At 65.1% G+C, this 15,087-nt stretch carries 14 protein-coding genes; 5 read left to right on the top strand and 9 right to left on the bottom strand.

The features are described from left to right. Window positions 1–8: 8 nt before the first annotated feature. Window positions 9–1,178 carry an acyl-CoA dehydrogenase family protein gene (locus IVB24_RS35340; RefSeq protein ID WP_247771208.1) on the bottom strand — a complete coding sequence of 390 codons (1,170 nt, stop codon included), beginning with the start codon at window positions 1,176–1,178 and terminating at the stop codon, window positions 9–11. Between the two features lie 126 nt (window positions 1,179–1,304). Between IVB24_RS35340 and IVB24_RS35335 the strand changes: the two genes are divergently transcribed. After that, window positions 1,305–2,225 carry a LysR substrate-binding domain-containing protein gene (locus IVB24_RS35335; protein WP_094972852.1) on the top strand — a complete coding sequence of 307 codons (921 nt, stop codon included), beginning with the start codon at window positions 1,305–1,307 and terminating at the stop codon, window positions 2,223–2,225. 287 nt (window positions 2,226–2,512) lie between these two features. Here IVB24_RS35335 and IVB24_RS35330 read toward each other — a convergent pair whose 3' ends face one another. Both IVB24_RS35330 and IVB24_RS35325 read right to left on the bottom strand, forming a co-directional pair. Next, window positions 2,513–3,787, bottom strand: a complete 1,275-nt coding sequence (locus IVB24_RS35330) for a cytochrome P450 (RefSeq protein WP_247771207.1) — start codon at window positions 3,785–3,787, stop codon at window positions 2,513–2,515. Window positions 3,788–3,985: 198 nt separating this feature from the next. Continuing rightward, the gene (locus tag IVB24_RS35325; protein ID WP_247771203.1) at window positions 3,986–5,251 is read right to left on the bottom strand and encodes a cytochrome P450; all 1,266 of its coding nucleotides are present in this window, start codon (window positions 5,249–5,251) and stop codon (window positions 3,986–3,988) included. Between the two features lie 363 nt (window positions 5,252–5,614). Between IVB24_RS35325 and IVB24_RS35320 the strand changes: the two genes are divergently transcribed. The 3 genes from IVB24_RS35320 to IVB24_RS35310 all read left to right on the top strand — a co-directional run bounded on the left by IVB24_RS35320 (window position 5,615) and on the right by IVB24_RS35310 (window position 8,433). Further along, window positions 5,615–6,760, top strand: coding sequence for a DUF898 family protein (locus IVB24_RS35320; RefSeq protein WP_247774231.1), 1,146 nt, complete (start codon window positions 5,615–5,617; stop codon window positions 6,758–6,760). A 3-nt stretch (window positions 6,761–6,763) separates the two neighbouring features. Continuing rightward, on the top strand, window positions 6,764–7,873 hold the full coding sequence (locus IVB24_RS35315) for a M48 family metallopeptidase (protein WP_247771199.1): 1,110 nt from the start codon (window positions 6,764–6,766) through the stop codon (window positions 7,871–7,873). Window positions 7,874–7,941: 68 nt separating this feature from the next. After that, entirely contained in the window at window positions 7,942–8,433 is a 492-nt protein-coding gene (locus tag IVB24_RS35310) for a DUF305 domain-containing protein (RefSeq protein ID WP_247771197.1), read from the top strand. A 3-nt stretch (window positions 8,434–8,436) separates the two neighbouring features. On the opposite strand, the gene IVB24_RS35305 is transcribed toward IVB24_RS35310, so the two are convergent. The 4 genes from IVB24_RS35305 to IVB24_RS35290 form a co-directional block, all read right to left on the bottom strand. Then, entirely contained in the window at window positions 8,437–8,649 is a 213-nt protein-coding gene (locus tag IVB24_RS35305; protein WP_247771187.1) for a hypothetical protein, read from the bottom strand. 73 nt (window positions 8,650–8,722) lie between these two features. After that, the gene (upp, locus tag IVB24_RS35300) at window positions 8,723–9,352 is read right to left on the bottom strand and encodes a uracil phosphoribosyltransferase (protein WP_247771181.1); all 630 of its coding nucleotides are present in this window, start codon (window positions 9,350–9,352) and stop codon (window positions 8,723–8,725) included. A gap of 75 nt (window positions 9,353–9,427) precedes the next feature. Then, window positions 9,428–10,666 carry a URC4/urg3 family protein gene (locus IVB24_RS35295; protein WP_247771179.1) on the bottom strand — a complete coding sequence of 413 codons (1,239 nt, stop codon included), beginning with the start codon at window positions 10,664–10,666 and terminating at the stop codon, window positions 9,428–9,430. A 7-nt stretch (window positions 10,667–10,673) separates the two neighbouring features. Continuing rightward, on the bottom strand, window positions 10,674–11,930 hold the full coding sequence (locus IVB24_RS35290) for a GTP cyclohydrolase II (RefSeq protein ID WP_247771177.1): 1,257 nt from the start codon (window positions 11,928–11,930) through the stop codon (window positions 10,674–10,676). Between the two features lie 312 nt (window positions 11,931–12,242). Here IVB24_RS35290 and IVB24_RS35285 point away from each other — a divergent pair, with 312 nt between their 5' ends. Then, window positions 12,243–13,373, top strand: coding sequence for a pyridoxal-phosphate dependent enzyme (locus tag IVB24_RS35285; RefSeq protein WP_247771174.1), 1,131 nt, complete (start codon window positions 12,243–12,245; stop codon window positions 13,371–13,373). Between the two features lie 117 nt (window positions 13,374–13,490). Here IVB24_RS35285 and IVB24_RS35280 read toward each other — a convergent pair whose 3' ends face one another. Continuing rightward, a complete protein-coding gene (locus tag IVB24_RS35280) occupies window positions 13,491–14,306 on the bottom strand; it encodes a DUF2927 domain-containing protein (RefSeq protein WP_247771171.1) in 816 nt (271 codons plus the stop codon). 161 nt (window positions 14,307–14,467) lie between these two features. After that, window positions 14,468–15,046 (bottom strand): L,D-transpeptidase, encoded by a 579-nt coding sequence (locus tag IVB24_RS35275; RefSeq protein WP_094972840.1) that lies wholly within the window; start codon window positions 15,044–15,046, stop codon window positions 14,468–14,470. Window positions 15,047–15,087 lie beyond the last annotated feature (41 nt).

Genomic DNA, 15,087 nt, shown 5'->3' with positions numbered 1-15,087 from the left:
TGGTGGCCTCAGTACGAGCGCGGCATGCCGAGCACGTGCTCGGCGACGAAGGACAGCACGAGGTTGGTCGAGATCGGCGCGACTTGATACAGCCGCGTCTCGCGGAATTTGCGCTCGACGTCGTATTCCTCGGCGAAGCCGAAGCCGCCATGAGTCTGGATGCAGGCATTCGCCGCTTCCCAGGACGCGTCAGCCGCCAGCATCTTGGCCATGTTGGCCTCGGCGCCGCAGTCTAACCCGGCTTCGTATTTGCGCGTGGCTTCCTTCACCATCAGCTCGGCCGCGCGCATCGAGGCGTAAGCCTTGGCGATCGGGAACTGGATGCCCTGGTTCTGGCCGATCGGTCGGCCGAAGACGCTGCGCTCCTTGGCGTAATTGGTCGCCTTGGCGATGAACCATTTGGCGTCGCCGACGCATTCAGCGGCGATCAAAATGCGCTCGGCATTCATGCCGGAGAGGATGTAGCGAAAGCCCTTGCCCTCCTCGCCGATCAGGTTCTCCGCCGGCACCTTCATGTCGGTAAAGAACACTTCGGTGGTGGCATGGTTCATCATGGTGCGGATCGGGCGGATCTCGAGGCCGTTGTTCTTGGCCTCGCGCATGTCGACGATGAACACGGAGAGGCCGTCGGTGCGCTTCTTCGCCTGCTCCTTCGGCGTGGTGCGCGCCAGCAGCACCATCAGGTCGGAATGCTCGGCGCGGCTGATCCAGATCTTCTGTCCATTGACGATGTAGCTGTCGTTGCCCTCCTTGCGCGCAAAGGTCTTCAGCGAGGAGGTGTCGGTGCCGCTGGTCGGCTCGGTGACGCCGAAGGCCTGCAGGCGCAATTCGCCGCTCGCGATCTTCGGCAGATACTTTGCCTTCTGCTCGGCGTTGCCGTGCCGCAGCACCGTGCCCATCGTGTACATCTGGGCATGGCAGCCGCCGCCGTTGCAGCCCGCGCGCTGGATCTCTTCCAGGATCGCGGCTGCCGCCGAAAGCTTCAGGCCCGCGCCGCCATATTCCTCGGGGATCAGCACCGAGAGGTAACCGGCCTCAGTCAGCGCATCGACGAATGCCTTCGGGTAGGCCATCTCGCGATCGAGCTTGCGCCAATATTCGCCGGGAAACTGCGCGCAGAGCTTTGCGACGGCGTCGCGGATGTCGGCGTAATCTTCGATGTGGTGTTCTTCACTCATGGCGTTTCCAATTCTCTAGCGGCAGTCAAGATAACGCCGGCCGATCCCGAGGCGTTGTGGAAACAACGCCAGCCCCCTATGCTTATTTGTTATAGCGTATGGAATAGCCTTCCAGGATTGGCAAGCATGGATTTTCGTCAGCTCAGGACCTTCAGTTGCGTGGCCGAGCTCGGCAGCCTGTCCAAGGCCTCCGACACGCTGCGCGTGGCGCAGCCAGCGCTCTCCAGGCAGATCAAGCTCCTGGAACACGAGCTGCGCACCGAGCTGTTCACCCGCAACGGCCGCGGCATGGTGCTGACCGAAGCCGGCCGGCTGCTGCTGGCGCGGACCTCCGGCATCGTGCGGCAGATCGACCAGATCCGCGACGACATCCAGTCGTCCAAGGGGCCGCCGTCCGGCCAGGTCGTGCTCGGCCTCGTTCCAACCGTGAGCTGCGTGCTGTCGGCGCGCTTTGCGCGGCGCTGCGTCGAGAAGTTTCCCGGCATTTCGCTGCGCATCGTCGAGAGCTACAGCGGTCATCTGGTCGAATGGCTGCATCGCGGCGAGATGGATCTCGGCATCCTCTACGGCCGCTCCGCCGATCTGCATCTCAACGTGGAGAGCCTCGGGCGCGACAACATCGTCGCGGTCGGCCCGCGCGGCTGCGGCCTTGCGCGCAAGAAGAGCGTCGACATCGGCTGGCTGTTGCGGCAGCGGCTGGTGCTGCCCTCTCATTCGCACGGCCTCCGCGCGCTGATCGAGCACGCGGCCGCCCAGCGCAAGATCAAGCTCGATGTCCAGCTCGAGGCGGATTCGTTTCGCGTGCTGACGAGCCTGGTCGAGGAGGGCCTCGGCTTCGCGCTGCTGCCGCCCTCGTCGGTCCACGGCGAGGTCGCGGACGGGCGGCTGGAAACCGCCGTGGTCTCGAAGCCGATGACACGCGAGCTCATTTTCGCTTCTCCGATCGACCGCCCGGTCTCGATCGCTTCGCTCGCCGTCACGGCGCTCCTGCGCGACGAGGTCGCCGCCTGCCGCAAGGACGGCGTGTGGGACATCAAGTTGAGCTAGATGTGCTGACGTCGTAGACCAGTCGGGCGCTGTCCTGCCTTCGCATCTGGCGCGAGCTGTCATGCCGGAATTTTATAGCTGAAGGTGTGGAGCCTGACGCGTGTCAGGGACGAGGCGCTCTCCGCCTCACCCTCGCTGTCATTGCCCGCGAAGGCGGGCAATCCAGTATTCCAGAGGCCGCGCGGCTGGAACCGAGACGCCGCGGCGTACTGGATGCCCCGCTTTCGCGGAGCATGACAGTGGAGGTTGAGAGGCAGCTTGCCCCAAACGCCTTCTTGGAAGCGCGCCTACCCCGGAATCCTCACCGGCAGCGTCTCGTATCCCTTGATGAAGCTCGAATAGATCCGCTTCGGCTCGCCGACGACCTCGATGCGGTCGAAGCGCTTCAGCATCTCCTCCCAGACGATCTTGAGCTGCAGCTCGGCGAGGCGCATGCCGACGCAGCGGTGGATACCGAAGCCGAAGGAGAGGTGGGTGCGCGGGCGCGGGCGGTCGATGATGAAATCGTTCGGCTTCTCGAACATCTCCTCGTCGCGGTTGCCGGAGACGTACCACATCACCACGCGGTCGCCCTTCCTGATGTGCTTGCCGCCGATCTCGGTGTCCTGCAACGCGGTGCGCCGCATATGCGCCAGCGGCGTCTGCCAGCGGATCACCTCCGGCACCATGGAGTCGATCAGCTCCGGATTGGCGCGGAGCTTGTCGTATTGCTCGGGGTTCTCGTTCAGCGCCAGCACCGAGCCGGTCATGGTGTTGCGCGTGGTGTCGTTGCCGCCGACGATGAGCAGGATGATATTGCCCATGAGGTTGTCGGGGTCCATGTGGCGCGTGGCATCGTTATGCGCCATCAGCGACAGCAAGTCGTTGCGCGGCGCCGAGTTGACGCGTTCGTTCCACAGCTTCGACATGTAGGCGTAGCACTCGTCCATCTCGCGGCGGCGCTCCTCGGCCGAGGCGACGATGCCGCTCTTGGGCAGCGCGGTCGAGACGTCCGACCAGCGCGTCAGCTTGCGCCGCTCCTCCCAAGGGAAGTCGAACAGGGTCGCCAGCATCTGCGTCGTCAGCTCGATCGAGACGCGCTCGACGAAGTTGAAGGTCTCGTTGCGCGGCAGATTGTCGAGCACGGTCTGCGAGCGCTGCCGGATCAGCTTGGCCAGCTCGTCCAGATGTGTCGGGGTGAACATCGGCGACACTGTCTTGCGCTGCGACGAGTGTTTTGGCTGGTCCATCGCGATGAAGCTCGGATAGTCGTAGCCGGGCGGCACGTCGCGGATCGCGATTCCGCCGAGCGTCGAGTCCGAGGAGAAGATGCCGTGGTTGGTGTCGACATGCATGATGTCGTCGTATTTCACCACCGACCAATAGGGCTCGATCGGCGCGTTGGTGCAGTAGTGCACCGGCTCTTCCTTGCGCAGCCGCTCGAACCACGGCCACAGCGTGTCGTCCTGGAACAGCCGGGGCGCGCCGGGGTGGAATTGCGCCAGCGGCGTCGCATAGGCCTCCTCGCGAGCCCTGCGCATGCGTTCGGCCTTGTCCACTTTAACCGGCGTTTGAATGTTCATCGTCGTGGCTCCAGTTGGTGTCTACCTCTCCCGCTTGCGGGAGAGGTCGGCGCGTCCCGGGCGATGCAAAGCATCGTCCCGCGCGCCGGGTGAGGGTTCTATCCTCTTGAGGGTTCTCGCTTGAGGAGAGACCCCCACCCCAACCCTCCCCCGCAAGCGGGAGAGGGGGCGCAGCATCCCCGTCGTTATAGCTCGAACTCACGCCGCAATCTTCACCGGCAGCTCTTCCAGACCCTTCACGAAGCTGGAATAGACCCGCTTCGGCTCGCCGACCACATCAATATGGTCGAAACGCCTGAGGATTTCTTCCCAAATTATCTTGAGCTGGAGTTCAGCAAGCCTGAGACCCACGCAGCGGTGGATGCCGAAGCCGAAGGACAGATGCGTGCGCGGGCGGGCGCGGTCGATGATGAAGTCGTAGGGCCTCTCGATCGCCTCCTCGTCGCGGTTGCCCGAGACGTACCACATCACGACCTTGTCACCTTTCCTGATCTGCTTGCCGCGGAACTCGAAGTCGGTGAGCGCGGTGCGCCGCATATGCGCCAGCGGCGTCTGCCAGCGGATCACTTCGGGAACGAAGCTGTCGAGCAATGCGGGGTTTTCGCGCAGCTTGCGATATTGCTCCGGATGCTGGCTCAGCGCGAGCAGCGAGCCCGACATGGTATTGCGGGTGGTGTCGTTGCCGCCGACGATCAAAAGCACGAGATTGCCAAGGAAGTTCTTGGCGTCCATGTCGCGTGTCGCTTCGCCATGCGCCATCATCGAGAGCAGGTCGCTCTTCGGCGGCTGCGCGATGCGCTCCTTCCACAGCCTTGCGAAATAGCCGGCGCATTCGGCCAGCTCGACCTGCCGCTCGTCTTCGGTTGCGACGAGCCCGTCGGGGCCGGGAATCGTGGTGGCGATATCGGACCAGCGCGTCAGCTTGCGGCGGTCCTCCCAGGGAAAGTCGAACAGCACCGCAAGCATCTGCGTCGTCAGTTCGATCGAGACCCGGTCGACCCAGTCGAACACCTGGCCCACGGGCAGATTGTCCAGGCATTCGGCCGAGCGCTTGCGGATGTTGAGGGCGAGATTGTCCAGATGCGTCGGCGTGAACATCGGCGCCACGGTCTTGCGCTGCGCGGCATGGCGCGGCGGGTCCATCGAGATGAAGCTCTCGCGGCGCAGGTCGGGGTCGATGTCGCGGATGGTGATGCCGCCGAGCGAGGACGCCGAGGAGAACACCGAATGGTTGGTCTCGATCTCCATGATGTCGTTGTAGCGCGTCACCGACCAATACGGCCCGAACATCGAGTCCTTGCAATAGTGCACGGGATCTTCCCGGCGCAGCCGATCGAAATACGGCCAGAACGTATCGGTCCTGAACAATTCCGGATCGCCCGGATCGAATTGCTCCAGTGGCAGTGTCGTGGCGCGCTCGCGAAGTGCATCGAGCTTGGCCGCGCTCTCGATGGTCCCATGCATGACCGTTCTCCCTGGCACGTACCGCGCGTTCTCGTTGAATTCTGCGCTGCGGTATTTGATTTGCAATTACAGCCGGTTGTCCGCGCCGGAGCAAGGGAGAGTTTTGTCACAAGATTGGGTGCGTAGCCCGGATGAGCGAAGCGACATCCGGGACTTTGCTCGCGCGTTTCCGGGTATCGCTTCGCTCACCCGGGCTACAGGACCTAGCCAGCGTGACCCTCCGCACGCCGTTTGTCGTGAAATCGTGCCAGAAACCGACTGAAATCGAGGTAAATCGAACCCCGCCATCTCAGGGGCGACTAACCTCTGATCTATAGTTTGACCCGACCAAGACCGCATCCCGAGGTTGCCGCCGTGAATGACATGCAATGGACCCCGATCGGCTCCGAGCCGCTGCCGCCGCCGCTGCCGCCCGCGCGGTTCGATTTCAGCGGTGACCGCACCGAATTCCGGAAAATGGTCACCAAGGGTGCCATGCTGGAGCTCGTCACCTTCGGCTTCTACCGGTTCTGGCTCGTCACCGACATTCGCCGTCATCTGTGGGCGAACACCGCGATCGACGGCGATGCCGCCGAATATACCGGCCGCGCCAAGGAGCTCCTGGTCGGCTTCCTGTTCGCACTCGCGATCCTGGTGCCGATCTACCTCGCCTACTTCCTGATCGGCATTGAATTCGAGCGCTGGCAGGGCTTCGCCTCGACGCCGCTGTTCATCGGCTTCTACGCCTTCGGCCAGTTCGCGATTTTTCGCGCGCGACGCTACCGGCTGACGCGCACGGTCTGGCGCGGCGTTCGCTTCTGGATGGACGGCTCGGGCTGGGCCTATTCGTTCCGCGCCATGGCGTGGGGCCTGCTCGTGCTGCTGACGCTCGGCCTGGCGCTGCCCTGGCGCGCGGCCGCGCTCGAACGCTACAAGATGCAGCACAGCCATTACGGCGATCTCCGCGGCGATTTTGAGGGCGACGGCTGGACCTTCTTCAAGCGCGCCTGGTGGCTGTGGCTGCTCAGCCCGATCGCGCTGCTGATTTTCCCGCTCGCACCGTTCTTCTATGCCGAGTTCAAAGCACGTGAATGGCGCTGGTGGCTCGACGGCATCCGCATCGGCGGCGTCAGCCTGTCGTCCAACCTGCCTCACGACGCCTTCTACGGCCTGTACTGGAAGGTGATCGGCTGGTGGACGCTGCTCTCGATGGCTTTCGCCGCCTATCTCGGCTGCAGCGCCTTGCTGGTGGTCCAGCTGAGCGGCGTTCCGGCCGAACAGGTGTTCGGCTCCGACAATGCCGCCAGGAGCATCCCGATGGTCGTGATGATGGTCATCGGCTATCTCGCTTTGGCGCTTGCGATCAACATCGTCATGCGGGTCTATCTTCAGCGTGATCTCTGGGCCAAGGTGCTGGAAACCGTCGAGGTGCGCGACATCGCGGCCGCGGCGGACGTGCGCGGCAGCGGCCAGCTTGCCAGCGCGCTTGGCGAAGGTTTTGCCGACGGGCTCGATGTCGCGGGATTCTGAGTTGTGAGTGACGTGTTTGCCGAGGCGCCGGCGCAGTCCGCCAAGCCGACCATCTTCTTCGACGGCATGTCGAGCCGAAGACGGCAGGTGATACTGACGTTCGCCGATGCGCTCGAGATCCTCGAGGAGGGCGGGGCACCGGTTCGCTGGGCCTATGCCGACATCCGCCGCGCCGACAGTCCGGCCGGGATTTTGCGACTGGCGTGCACCGCGGCTCCGCCGCTGGCGCGGCTCGAGATCCGCGACGCAGCGCTCGCCGCCGACGTGACCGTCCGCTGCACTCACCTCGACGAGCAAGGGACCTCGCGCCGCGGCGTCGCAAGGATCGTCGGCTGGTCGATGGCCGCTGCCGTCTCCATCGTCTGCGTCGTGCTGTTCGGTGTGCCGCTCGCCGCCGACCGTCTCGCGCCGCTGGTGCCGAAACCGATGGAGCGGCGCATCGGCGATGCCTCCGAAGTCCAGATGAAGACCATCTTCGGCCGCAGCGTGTGCGAAGACCCAGCGGGCAAGGCCGCCTTCACGAAACTGGTCAACCGCCTGCGCGATGCCGCCGGCCTCGACGACGATTCCATGACGGCGGGTGTGCTGCCGACCCCGGTGCCGAACGCGTTCGCGCTGCCCGGCGGCAAGGTCTACGTGCTGAGGGGCCTGCTCGACAAGGCGGAGAACCCCGACGAGCTCGCCGGCATCCTCGCCCACGAACTCGGCCATCTCAAGCATTACGACAACATGCGCGGCCTGATCTACAACGGTGGCACCTCGTTCCTGATCGGCCTGTTGTTCGGCGACGTGACCGGCTCATCCGCTGTGATCTTCGCCTCGCGCAGCGTCGTCGAAGCCTCCTATTCGCGTGAGGCCGAAACCGCTGCCGATACGTTCGCGATCGAGGTCATGCACAAGCTCGGCCGCTCGCCGAAGCCCGCGGCCGAACTGATGTTCCGCATCACCGGCAAGGAAGGCGGCGGCCTCACCTCGATCCTGGCGAGCCATCCGCTGACCGAGGACCGCCTCGCCCGCATGACGAAAGAAGACCGCCCCGCCAGCGGCCCGCCGCTGCTGACGGACAGAGAGTGGCAGTCGCTGAAGCTGATTTGCGGCAGCGGGAAGGTGTGATCCGACCGCCGGAGAAAGGAACAATTGTTCCGGACAGGCATATCCTCTCTCACAACGATAGGTGTCGCATGTCTTATGCTCGTTTCGCCGCGATGATAGCAGCGTCCACGCTGATCATGTTCGGGCTGATGTATCTCAACACGTTCGCCCTGGATCACGTCTGGTACAGCCAGACGCGAACCTGGATGGCGCTGCTGATGGGCGCGGTCATGGCCGCCGTGATGCTGAGCTTCATGTGGGGCATGTACCGGAACCGTGCAGCGAATATCGCCATTCTGGCGGCCAGCGCCGTGGTATTTGCGGTTTCGCTCTGGCTCGTTCGCAGCCAGCAGACCGTGTCAGACGTCGCCTATATGGAGGCGATGATCCCACATCATTCGATCGCGGTGCTGACGAGCGAGCGCGCGCACATCCGCGATCCCCGCGTCCGCAAGCTGGCTGACGGCATCATCGAGGCGCAGGTGCGGGAGATCGGCGAGATGGAACGTCTGATTTCCGACCTGAAACAGAATCCGCCGCCGGCCGATGCAAAGGACCTGCCGGCGAGACCACCGACCTGACGGTTACTTCGCCGGCGCAGCCGGCGGGTTCGAGCCGGTCGTGACGCTCGGTGCGCTGTTCGGACTGGTCGAGGTCGCCTGGGGCCCGACCTCGCGCCCATTGTAGAAGAAGACAGCAGCGACTACGGCGATCACGAAGATCGCGCCAATCGCCCAGCCGACCGGGCTGTTGCGGCGGGCTCGGTCCGTCCTGCAGTCGTCATTCTGATAGGTCATCGTGTTCTCCATCGCAAAGCAGGAGAACCTCGCACGATGCAAGCTGTTCCTAAGGGGGCAGGACCGAACCGACTTACCTCGTTCCGTACGCGCGGTCGCCGGCGTCCCCGAGGCCCGGCAGGATGAAGCCGTTGTGGTCCAGGCCCTCGTCCACCGCCGCGGTCCAGATCGGCACGTCCGGATGCAGGCCGCGCAGCCGTTCGAGCCCTTCCGGCGCTGCGATCAGGCAGGCGAGGCGAATGTCCCTGGCGCCGCGCTCCTTGAGCCGGTCGATGGCGGCCACAGTCGTGTTGGCGGTGGCGACGACAGGCGTCACCACGATGGCGAGGCGCTCACTGAGGTCGGACGGCGATTTGAAGAAATATTCGACTGCGGCAAAGCTGTGCGGCTCGCGGTAGAGCCCGATATGGGCGACGCGCGCGGTCGGCACCAGATCCATCATGCCGTCGACGAAGGTGGTGCCGGCGCGCAGCATCGGCACGAACACCAGCTTCTTGCCGGCGATCTTGGCCGAGTGCATCGTTGCCAGCGGCGTCTCGATCACGGTATCGGCGAGCGGCAGGTCGCGCGTCACCTCGTAGCACAGCAGCATGCCGATCTCCTTGATCAGCTCTCTGAACGACTTTGTCGAGATCGATTTGTCCCGCACCAGCGTCAGCTTGTGCTGCACCAGCGGATGATCGACGATCGTGACGCCTTCCATGGGATGCTCCTGAAATTCACCAGGCCGTCATTGCGCTCGAAATGACGCGCGTGGTCGCAAATCTCTATCCATTCTCTAGAAAACCGTGCCGTCGCTGATCACCTTGATTGGCGGTGAACCGTCGGGCCGGCGCGCAAACGCGATCGCGCGGCCGGCGGCCCAGGTGCCGCCTTCCAATATGCTGGCGAGCGGCAGCGATTCCGGCGAACGGCCGAGTTTTGCGCGAACCAGTTCGGTGAGCCGGTCCAGCAGCGCCACTGTCAGCGCACGCCATTCCACGACGAGCAGCGAATCCACCGCATGCGCGCGCCCGGCGTCATTGGGATCGCGCAGGCGCAGCACCTCGTGATCGACGAACAGCCCGCCGTTGCGATATTCGGCAAGCCCGGTCAGGCCGTCGATGTCGGTGACGTCGAGGCCGGCGCGCTGCAGCGGCTCGATCAGCGAATAGCTCAGCCATTGCGACAGCTTGTGCAGGGGGACGAGGCCGGCCGTTCCGTCGTCCGCCTTGATCGCCGGGTGCCGCCAGCAATCGCCGAGCGGAATGCCTGATAGCTCCAGCCGCGACGGCCAGATCGGTCCGAGCTGGTTCAGCACCGCCGACAGGATCGCGGGCGCGGCAATGACGCCGCCCTTCGCCTGCGCGGCGATGTGGTCGAACAGGCCGCCCGGTCGCGGCGTATCGCGCAAGCCGAACACTTCCGCGCGTTCGGCCACCAGCCGGCCCAGGCGCCGCAGCAGATCGGTGCGTCCCTCCAGCCCGAGCAGCGGATTGGCATCGCTCGCCTGAAAGGCTGAGGTGAGTGCGGCGAGCGGCAGTTTTGCCAGCACGTCCGCATCCGCCCTGAACGGCGCGCGCGCGTCATCCGAGAAGAGACCACTCGCAAACATGCCGAGGCTCGCGATCGCGAGCCCCTCGGACCGGCCGATGCTTTCGCCGCTCATGGCATCGCGATATCGCCAAGCCGCGCCCGCGCCGGCATCGAGCAGCACGCTGACGATGGCGAGGTCGAACTCCGCGCGCGCCCGTGCGGCGCGATCCGGCCACGAGGTCGCGTCGGCTAGTTGCGCCCAGCGATCGATGCCGCCGAGCACGAAGTGCCGCCAGCGCGCGTGGAAAGGAATCTCCAGCGTCGGATAGGCTTTGCGCGTCACCGCGAGCACGGCTTCCGCGACGCCGTCCATCCGGTCGAGATCGATCGTGAAGTGGCTCAAGCCGCCGGCAAGGCCGATCTCCAGCATCTGGCCGGCCCGCGCGCGCACCGCATCTGCGGTGAGCAGCGAGCGTGCTTGCAATTCCAAAGCGTTCGCCATCGCGCGATCAGTATTTTTCCAGCGAACGCCCGACCACGCCGTCCACGTCCTTCTCGGGCGCGATGTCGGTCGAGTAATAGCCGGCGGCCTTCTTCGCGGCGATCTCGACATGGGCGTCGGCGGGAATCAGTTCCAGCGGGATCGGTACGCGCTCGACGATGTCGATGCCCTGCGAGGTCAGCGCATCGTGCTTCATGTCGCTCATCGACAGGAAGCGGTCGATGCGTTTCAGGCCGAGCCAGTGGATCGTGTCCGGCATCAATTGCTGGAAGCGCGCATCCTGGACGCCCGCGACGCATTCGGTGCGCTCGAAATAGGCGGCGGCCGCATCGCCGTCCTCCTGGCGCTTGCGCGCGTTGTAGACCAGGAATTTCGTGACTTCGCCGAGCGCGCGGCCTTCCTTGCGGTTGTAGATCACGAGCCCGAGCCCGCCCTCCTGCGCGCCGCGCGCGGATTCCTCGATGCCGTGGATGAGATAGGGCCGGCAGGTGCAGATGTCGGAGCCGAACACGTCGGAGCCGTTGCACTCGTCGTGCACGCGGCAGGTGATCTTGGTGCGATGGTCCGGCAATTTCGTCACATCGCCGAACATGTAGACCGTGGTGCCGCCGATCGGCGGCAGGAACACCTTCATGTCCGGCCGTGTCACGAGCTCGGGAAACATCCCGGCGGTCTGCTCGAACAGTGTGCGGCGCAGCTCGGTCTCGCCGTTGCCGAAGCGCTCCGCGAGGCCGGGCAGGTACCAGACCGGATCGATCGCGATCTTCACCACGGACACGCTGCCATTGGCGTGCACGACCTCGCCGTCGGCGCGTAAGCGCTTTGCGGCCAGCGCCTCGCGGATCTCGGGCAGGTCGAGCCGCGCCCGCGTCACCGCGATGCTCGGCCGGATGTCGGAGCCCTCGGCGATCTCCTTGCCGAAATTCTCCGCGACCAGATGCCCCCAGGGATCGAGCGCGACGATCTTTGCGGGATCGCGCCATTGCTCGAACGGGCCGATGGTCGCGGCCGGAAACGTGTTGGTGAGGTCAGGGCGCCTGATGGGATCGAGTGCGCCGGCGGAGACGGCGAGCGCGCGGTACATCGCATAGGACCCGCCATGGCTGCCGATCACGTTGCGATCCCCGGCGCGCGACACCGTGCCGATGATCGGCCCGCGGGCGCGCGCATCCGCGGCGCCCCAGTGGATCGGGAAGGCGGCTGCCCGGCCCGGCTCCGGATGCGAGGTGAGGCGGATATGGTCGGTACGGTTCGCGCGGCTCATGACCAAACTCCCAAAAAGCCAACGGCCCGCCGCTCGGACGGGCCTGGCTCGGTCGCGCCGCCACCGGCGGCGCAAGATCAATCCAACATATTGTAGCGGCGAGAGGCGACAGACAAGTTAATCGTAGGGGCGGCCGGAGGCGCGCTCCCGCGCTCGCCCCGACCAACGAAGAACGCGGCGCTACGCCGTATATCTATGTAATCGCTTGAATTTTTGAAGGGGCCGGCGCTGCCTCCGGCGTTCCAACAGGCGACTGGATAAAACCTTCATATTCGGACATATCGACCGCATCAGCCCGCCTCGGAGGCCCCCATGCCCGCCAGCTACATCGATCCCCGCAACGGACAGCTCTATTCGCTCGAGCAGCCGCGCTGGTGCTCGGACGAGCACACGCCGTTGCTGGTGACGCCGGGAGCGGGGATCTCGCGCGAGGACATTGACGGCCGGACGCGCTCGCTCTGGCGCTATCGCGCGGCGCTGCCGGTGGAGATTTCAAATCCAATCACGCTCGGCGAAGGCTGCACGCCACTGGTTCAGCAAGACTGGGGTGACCTGCGCCCGTTGTTCAAGCTCGAATGGTTCAACCCGACCGGCAGCTTCAAGGACCGCGGCTCCGCCGTGATGCTGTCCTTCCTGCGCCAGATCGGGGTCGATGCCATTCTCGAAGACTCCTCCGGCAATGGCGGCTCGTCGATGGCGGGGCTCGGGGCCACCGGCGGCATGCGCGTGAAGATTCTCGCGCCGGCCTCGACGTCGCCCGCCAAGATCGCGCAGGTGCGTGCCTATGGCGCGGCGGTGCAGCTCGTCGAAGGCCCGCGCGAGGAGTCCGAGGCGGAAGCCATCCGCCAGTCGAGCCAGACCTTTTATGCCAGCCACAATTGGCAGCCGTTCTTCCTGGAAGGCACCAAGTCGCTGGCCTACGAGATCTGGGAAGACCTCGGCTTCCGCGCGCCCGACAACGTCATCGTTCCAGTCGGCGCCGGCAGTTCCCTGCTCGGCTGCGCCTTCGGCTTCCGCGAGCTGCTGAAGGCCGGGCAGATATCGAAGCTGCCGCGGCTGTTCGCGGCGCAGCCGCTCAACTGCTCGCCGATCGATGCGAGTTTTCAGGCCGGCGTCGATACGCCGGTCAGGCGCGAGGTGAGCAAGACCATCGCCGAGGGCACCGCCATCAAGCACCCGCTGCGCCTGCGCGAGATCATCGCCGCTCTTCGCGAAAACGGCGGCGGCACCGTCGCGCTCACGGAAGGTGAGATCGTCGCCGCCTTGCGCCGTCTCGCGCGCCAAGGCCTGTTCGCCGAGCCCACCAGCGCCAGCGCGGCGGCCGCGCTCGACAAGCTCGCAGCGGCTGGTGCGATCAAGCCGAGCGAAACCACGGTGGCAGTCCTCACCGGCACCGGTCTGAAGGCCGCGACCACCGTCGCCGATCTCGTGCAGGAATCGTAGGGTGGGTTAGCCGCGCGGATGTGCGAAGCGCAGTCCGCGCGGCGTAACCCACCACTTCTCTTAACGCGGAGACAAAAAAGGTGGGTTACGCTGACGCTAACCCGCCCTACGAACGCGTCACTCCTTCAGATCATTCACCTGCTTCACCCAGCTGCGCACATCCGCGAGCACCGCGGGCAGCACCGCCTTCACCTCGGCGACGGTCATGCCCGCCTTGATGCGGGGATCGTACAGGAGATTGAGGATGTACTGGTCGTAGACGTCGAAATAGCCCATCGAGACGTTGTCGTTGAACATGGTCCAGGGCACGCTCGCGGTGTCGTTGATCGGCCCGAGCGATTGCAGCAGCTCCTCGTAGGCGCAGTCGAGGAAGGTGAAATCGCCGTTGTCGACGGTGAGGATGACGTCGGAATGCTCGATCTCGAAATTGTCGTTCTTGCGGAAGCCGGACAGGCATTGCGGGTCGAGCGAGGTGCGGATCTCGCGCGCCTTCTCGGCGCCGTAGAAGCTGGTGAGGGTGCGGAACAGGTCCCGGTCGCGCACCAGCTTCACCCGCACGTTGGCTGCTTCGTTGCTGTCGATCGTGGCGATGTCGAGATGTTGCACGCGCTTGCCGATGTCGGCCACGACTTTAGCGAGCTGCGTCTTGCGGTCGGTGCGGTCGCTCTCGGCGAACACGCGCACCGGTCCGCCGAATTTGCGGATGCGGTCGACGCGGCCGGCGAGATGATATTCGGCGCCGAACGCCGTCTTCAGGAAGCCCTCGACGATCTCGCCGTCGGTAAAACTCTTCTTCTCGACGCGCTGACGCGAGGCGATCCCGGGCAATTCGCCCGCGGCGGCGGTGGTCGCGGGGTCGGGCGCGCAAGTGAGCGCGGCGAACGCCAGCAGCGCGATGCGAAGGGCAGCCGAGGACGGATTCAATGCGCTCATCGTCGTGCGACGCTGCCGTATTCACGTCGCGCGCACAAGACCGCAGATTTACGCGGCCTGCGGGTTCCCGCATGCAGCGTGATTTGTCGTGATCCAGCTGGAGCCGCGGGCTTGCTCAAACCTCTCCCGCGAGCGGGAGAGGGAGCGCACCGCCGGTGCGCTTACTTGTTCAGCACCACCACCGTGGTGCCGACCCCGACACGGCCGTAGAGATCGCTGACGTCGTCATTGGTCATGCGGAAGCAGCCGGAGGAGACCGCCTGGCCGATCGTCTCCGGCTCGTTGGAGCCGTGGATGCGGTACAGCGTCGAGCCCAGATACATCGCGCGCGCGCCGAGCGGATTGTCGATGCCGCCCTTCATGTGCCGCGGCAAATCAGGCCGGCGGGCCAGCATCTGCGACGGCGGCGTCCAGGCCGGCCATTCCTTCTTGGCGGTGATCTTGTGGACCCCGCCCCAGCGGAAGCCGTCGCGGCCGACGCCGATGCCGTAGCGCAAGGCCTGGCCATTCTGGAGCACCAGATACAGCCGGCGCTCCGTGGTGTTCACCACGATCGTGCCGGGGGCGTAATTGCCGTTGTACATGACGGTGGTGCGAGGGATCGGGCTGGAGCCGCCGCGGAAGAAGTTCGGGCCGCCGCCCATGACGTCGCGCGAGTCGAACTCTTCGGCGCGTGCGCCGCCCGCCATGGCCGACAGCAGTGCGATGGCGGCAATCGGAGCGGCAAAAAACCGGATCATTGTATCCCCCAGCAAAAAATCGATTCAACAAGGGCCACAGG

The sequence above is a fragment of the Bradyrhizobium sp. 192 genome (genome assembly GCF_023100965.1).
Classification (GTDB): Bacteria; Pseudomonadota; Alphaproteobacteria; order Rhizobiales; family Xanthobacteraceae; genus Bradyrhizobium; species Bradyrhizobium symbiodeficiens.
This window is presented reverse-complemented; position numbering and strand designations above follow the sequence as displayed.

What these genes read in the sequence shown, in the direction of transcription:
- IVB24_RS35280 (WP_247771171.1), bottom strand. Translation starts at nt 14,306, where the DNA reads ATGAGCGCATTGAATCCGTCCTCGGCTGCCCTTCGCATCGCGCTGCTG.
- IVB24_RS35305 (WP_247771187.1), bottom strand. Translation starts at nt 8,649, where the DNA reads ATGACCTATCAGAATGACGACTGCAGGACGGACCGAGCCCGCCGCAAC.
- IVB24_RS35295 (WP_247771179.1), bottom strand. Translation starts at nt 10,666, where the DNA reads ATGGCGAACGCTTTGGAATTGCAAGCACGCTCGCTGCTCACCGCAGAT.
- IVB24_RS35310 (WP_247771197.1), top strand. Translation starts at nt 7,942, where the DNA reads ATGTCTTATGCTCGTTTCGCCGCGATGATAGCAGCGTCCACGCTGATC.
- IVB24_RS35290 (WP_247771177.1), bottom strand. Translation starts at nt 11,930, where the DNA reads ATGAGCCGCGCGAACCGTACCGACCATATCCGCCTCACCTCGCATCCG.
- IVB24_RS35275 (WP_094972840.1), bottom strand. Translation starts at nt 15,046, where the DNA reads ATGATCCGGTTTTTTGCCGCTCCGATTGCCGCCATCGCACTGCTGTCG.
- IVB24_RS35340 (WP_247771208.1), bottom strand. Translation starts at nt 1,178, where the DNA reads ATGAGTGAAGAACACCACATCGAAGATTACGCCGACATCCGCGACGCC.
- IVB24_RS35330 (WP_247771207.1), bottom strand. Translation starts at nt 3,787, where the DNA reads ATGAACATTCAAACGCCGGTTAAAGTGGACAAGGCCGAACGCATGCGC.
- IVB24_RS35325 (WP_247771203.1), bottom strand. Translation starts at nt 5,251, where the DNA reads ATGCATGGGACCATCGAGAGCGCGGCCAAGCTCGATGCACTTCGCGAG.
- IVB24_RS35320 (WP_247774231.1), top strand. Translation starts at nt 5,615, where the DNA reads ATGCAATGGACCCCGATCGGCTCCGAGCCGCTGCCGCCGCCGCTGCCG.
- upp (WP_247771181.1), bottom strand. Translation starts at nt 9,352, where the DNA reads ATGGAAGGCGTCACGATCGTCGATCATCCGCTGGTGCAGCACAAGCTG.
- IVB24_RS35285 (WP_247771174.1), top strand. Translation starts at nt 12,243, where the DNA reads ATGCCCGCCAGCTACATCGATCCCCGCAACGGACAGCTCTATTCGCTC.
- IVB24_RS35335 (WP_094972852.1), top strand. Translation starts at nt 1,305, where the DNA reads ATGGATTTTCGTCAGCTCAGGACCTTCAGTTGCGTGGCCGAGCTCGGC.